The organism is bacterium, from assembly GCA_026708055.1.
In the GTDB taxonomy this organism is placed as follows: Bacteria; Actinomycetota; Acidimicrobiia; order Acidimicrobiales; family CATQHL01; genus VXNF01.
Genome location: JAPOVS010000041.1, coordinates 1 through 4,217, shown reverse-complemented (window position 1 = coordinate 4,217; position 4,217 = coordinate 1). Strand labels below are relative to the sequence as shown.

Annotated in this window: 4 protein-coding genes; 2 read left to right on the top strand and 2 right to left on the bottom strand. The window is 61.3% G+C overall.

Annotation, left to right across the window (positions count from 1 at the left end; all coding sequences use genetic code 11):
• On the bottom strand, positions 1-480 hold a 480-nt coding region (locus tag OXG55_08735), incomplete at its 3' end, for a hypothetical protein (protein MCY4103328.1).
• Between the two features lie 174 nt (positions 481-654).
• Here OXG55_08735 and OXG55_08730 point away from each other — a divergent pair.
• Positions 655-1,524, top strand: coding sequence for a serine/threonine-protein kinase (locus OXG55_08730; GenBank protein MCY4103327.1), 870 nt, complete (start codon positions 655-657; stop codon positions 1,522-1,524).
• Positions 1,521-2,672: a hypothetical protein gene (locus OXG55_08725; GenBank protein ID MCY4103326.1), complete on the top strand. Its 1,152-nt coding sequence runs from the start codon at positions 1,521-1,523 to the stop codon at positions 2,670-2,672. The genes OXG55_08730 and OXG55_08725 overlap by 4 nt, the downstream gene beginning before the upstream one ends.
• On the opposite strand, the gene OXG55_08720 is transcribed toward OXG55_08725, so the two are convergent.
• Positions 2,669-3,985 (bottom strand): hypothetical protein, encoded by a 1,317-nt coding sequence (locus tag OXG55_08720; GenBank protein ID MCY4103325.1) that lies wholly within the window; start codon positions 3,983-3,985, stop codon positions 2,669-2,671. The two genes, OXG55_08725 and OXG55_08720, sit on opposite strands and share 4 nt — an antisense overlap.
• Between the last annotated feature and the right edge of the window lie 232 nt (positions 3,986-4,217).

Below are 4,217 nucleotides of genomic sequence, written 5' to 3'. Positions count from 1 at the left end.
GCGGGGATCGCCCGGCTCGGCCCGACCGAGGATCACGTAGAAGTCCCGGCCGTTCCACGGGCGAAGTTTGCGGCGCGACGGTCGAGCCGCCTTGTCCTGGACCTGCTGGGGATCGAGTAGCCACGTCGGGGCCAGGTGCTCGTGGCCGCCGTCGGCGAAGTGGCGGAAGAGGACGGCGTTGATCGGCACGTCGTAGGACTCTGCCAGGAACTCGATGATGCGATCCGATGTCGGGTCGAGTTCCGAGGCCACGATCGTGAACTGCTGCTCGGCGTTGACGACGTCGGGCAGCGGACCGCAGAAGTGCTCGGCGAAGGCCTCGTCGAGGTGCGTATCGATCGGCCCAGGCGAGCAGTTGCCGGTTCGGGGACGTGACGGGGGTAGGTCGGGGCGGACCTTGGGGTTGTGGCGCAGCGGACCGCTCCAGTTCCTGAACAGCTCCTCGGGAACCCGCCGCCCGGGCAGGACGCCGAGGGTCACGGGGAGATGGGGATCGCGGTACCGGCTCCGTGCCTGGGCGAGTCAGTGTCTCGGTCTGCTCGGCGCTCTCGCGGCCTCCCGCCATCTACAGTGCCTGGTCAACCCTAACAATGAGTTTGCTAGATCTCCCTTGATGTATGGGATAGTAAGATATCTCCGATATGTTTTGGAGACATGAATGTGCCGAACCCGCTACCCATCGCCGACGTGGTGGCTGCCTTCCACGAGCACGTCGTCGACCCGACGCCGCTCGGCGAAGGTGGCATGAAGTCCGCATTCCTGATCCGCGCGGAGGAGCCGTTGGTGTTGAAGGTGGTTCGCGAACCAGTTCAGGAGGATCCACTGGAGGGATCAATCGGTCTCCCTGAACGCATCCGACGAGAGATCGAGGGCATGCGGGCGATCAGCCACCCCGGTGTCGTACGAATCGTCGCAGGACCTGGAATCCGTGAAATCGGCGACGAACAGCACGTCTGGTACATCGAACCATTCTTCGCCGGTGGCTCGCTTGCCGATCGGCTCGATGGGCCGTGGCCCGAAGCCGACTGCGCGCACCTGCTACGAGGACTCGTCGATGCTGCGGAGGCCCTTGCCCGCCACAACACGGTTCATCGCGATATCAAGCCGAGCAATATTGTCTTCGACGCCTCCAAGCGGCCGGTGCTCCTCGATCTGGGAATCGCATACTTCCAAGATCTCACTCCGTTGACCGACAGCTGGGGGAGTTCGCCGAGGACGCCGATGTATGCTGCGCCGGAGCAATTCGAGATGCGACTGCACAGCTCAATTGATTTTCGCACCGATCTCTTTCTCATTGGCCTCGTAATCTTCGTGTCGCTGACCGGTGTCCATCCCTTCAACCCCGGGGATCCCCACGGTTACTACGACAGGCTGAAGAACTGTCAGTGGAATGATGGTGCCCTCGACGCGGTTCATGTGTCAGGTCACATGAGACATGTGTTGCGTAGACTGTTGGATCCGTCAATGAGCCGCCGATATCGCCGTTTCGAACACCTACGATCAGAAATCGAGACACTCGGATGACGTTCTGGATCCAACACGGGTACGGAAAGGCCGACAAGATTGACACGGTGGCTGATTCCGACCTCCTCACTGGTGTGATCCTCAGCCCCGCTGATGAGGAACACTCGACGCTCATGTCGACAGTAGCTTCGGCGCAGCTTCGAGGCATCGAGGTTCTGCTGGATCCCCAACTCTACATTCACACAATCTCTGGGGCGGTAGCGCGTTGTCATAGCCACCACGGCTTGGAACTCGGGGAGATTTCATGGTTCCTCTCACCAGACGAGATTGCCCGACACTGCCAAGCCGTTGTCACGCTCAATCGAGATTTCGGCATTCACCATGTCGTATCGCCTGCCCCCTATCTTGCTTCCTTTGGGGACGTATGGGCACCAGTCAGCCTGCAGTACGCGCGCGCAACAATTGAGCTGACGGAACTACCTGTCTACCTATCGCTAGTAGCTGAGGATGCCGCATTCGCCGACTGGGATAGCACCCTACGTTACCTCGACGCACTTACTACTCTCGACGCCGACGGGATCTATCTCATAGTCGGTACATCGGCCCAGGGATATCCGGTGCATTGGGATTCCGAGCGGTTGACGAACGTGCTACGAGTGATCTACACGCTCGCTGAACTGAATCACTACGAGGTGATCTGGGGCTATTCCGACTTGGCCGGTGTGCTGGGAGTTTCCGTTGGTGCCGCTGGTGCAGCTACGGGGTGGTATCACTCGCTACGCAGGTGGACGACAGACAAGTGGATACCCAAGAGCGGAGGTCGCCAAGCGAATCCTCGCATCTTTGTCGAGCAGCTGCTGAGCACGATCGAGTGGAATAGCGAAGCGATAAACGCTGTGCGCTGGCGTGATGGGCCACGGGTCTTCCCGGACAGTGAGCTTCGGCGAAGACTAAGGGAGGAGGGGCAATGGGGAATTGTTGAGTCATGGAATCAGCATTTGTTGGCGATGGCGAGCCTTCACCAGGTAGTCGACCGAGAATCTGATGTGTCGGTGCGAATTGCATCGATACGCCAAAGGGTGGAGGATGCTCTTGATCTCCACGAGGAGATTGCGATGTCACGTGCGGCTGTCTCAGCAACGCATTCAAGCGGTCTAAGGGCTTTGCTTGAGGCGATCGATGCCTTCGCTGTCGCGGAGGAACTCTAATCCTGACCAGTCTCCAGAGACCGAATTGCTAGCTCAGCCAACCACAGGTCTGCCATCCACCGGAGTTCAACGGGCTTCGATCTGACTTGCCACTCGACGATATCAGGGCGCGCGACGAGTAGTCCCAGTCGGTTATGTCGAAGTGCGGCCCTCGAGACTCGATGCTGATTCTCCATGGGCATGAGTAACGCACCGTCATGAGATGCCCACCGAGCCTTCGCGAGTTGACCAATGCCTCTGCGCCAATTCGAGATCTTGGCTTCAACAACGAGAGAACTTGCAACAAGGCTGGTTGGTGTGCGGACCTGGTTGCGTCGTGTTAGCCAGCCAATTTCGTGCAGCGATTTCATCAGTTGGATGGAGTAGTGCCGCGAGTAGCCGGATGGAGCCCCGGTCCGGATCGATTCGAGGACCCGCGCGTGGGCCAGCGAGGGAAGTCTCAGACCTTTCTCGCGGCGAGCCTCTAGACCTGCTGGTGAAACGACCACCAAGACCGCGTCCGGTCTGCCGGTGCCGAGTTCGACCTCCCGCATGTGGATGAGCGAGCGACCGGGGCCCGGCGCGAGAATCCCGGGAGCGAACTCATCGAGCGCCTCAGTGAGGGCACGCTCTGCTACCGGGACGCCCACCTCTGCGGTGATCGCCGGTAGCGCTGCCGGCGGCGCAGCCAGGGGACCATTCTGGCTGTGCTCACGGCGCGGAATCGTTGACGGCACTTGAAGCGTGTGGCGGATCTCGGCCCAGCGCGAGCGAGCCTCGCGGTGAGGTTCTTCGGCTATTGCCCGATCGAGAATCGGGAGGCGTACCGTGCCCTCCGCAGCAAGCCGGGCGATCAGTTCGGGCAGGTCCTGCCAGTCGTTCTCCACGACAGCCGGCCCCATCCGCAGAACTTCGAGGACTGCGACTTCCGACGGTGTCAACGAATCGAGCAGCCGCTCGACTGGGCGCTGCGAGAAACGGATACCCGGGAATGGTGCTGGCGCTCGGGCAGGAACCGCGGTCAGGTACGTCGAGGGCACCTGCGATGTGAGACCCAGCCAGCGCGCAGCCGCGATCCCTGCCGGACCGGAGCCCGGTCCACCGAGCGCCAGAGCGACTTCTTCGACCCGGGGAGGCGAAACGCCCGACGTCGTTGGCGTCCCCTTCCAATAGAGGCCCTTGCGGATACGCAAGACGTCGCCGGCGGCGGCCAAGCGCGAGAACGCCGCGTCAACAGCGGTGCGCGATCCGTCAACGTCGCGAACCGCCACAAACGACCGCTCTGGCAATGCCGCTACGTGATCGGCGACCCGTTCTGCGATCGACCCAATCATGTCAGAAAAGTGTAACGAGATCCTGACACGAGTTCGTGCTGTTCCGGCACCGACGACGGGCTTCGCGCTTCACTCGTGCCTGCCGAGGAAGGTGTGGAGGTGGTCGGTCAGGGCCTCTGGCTGGTCGATGGGGATGAGGGTGTAGCTGTCGTCGATCCAGGCGAGCTGTGTGTTCGGGAAGTGGTCGGCGAGTCGTTGGGCGTGGGTGGGGGGCATGAGCTTGTCTTCTCGT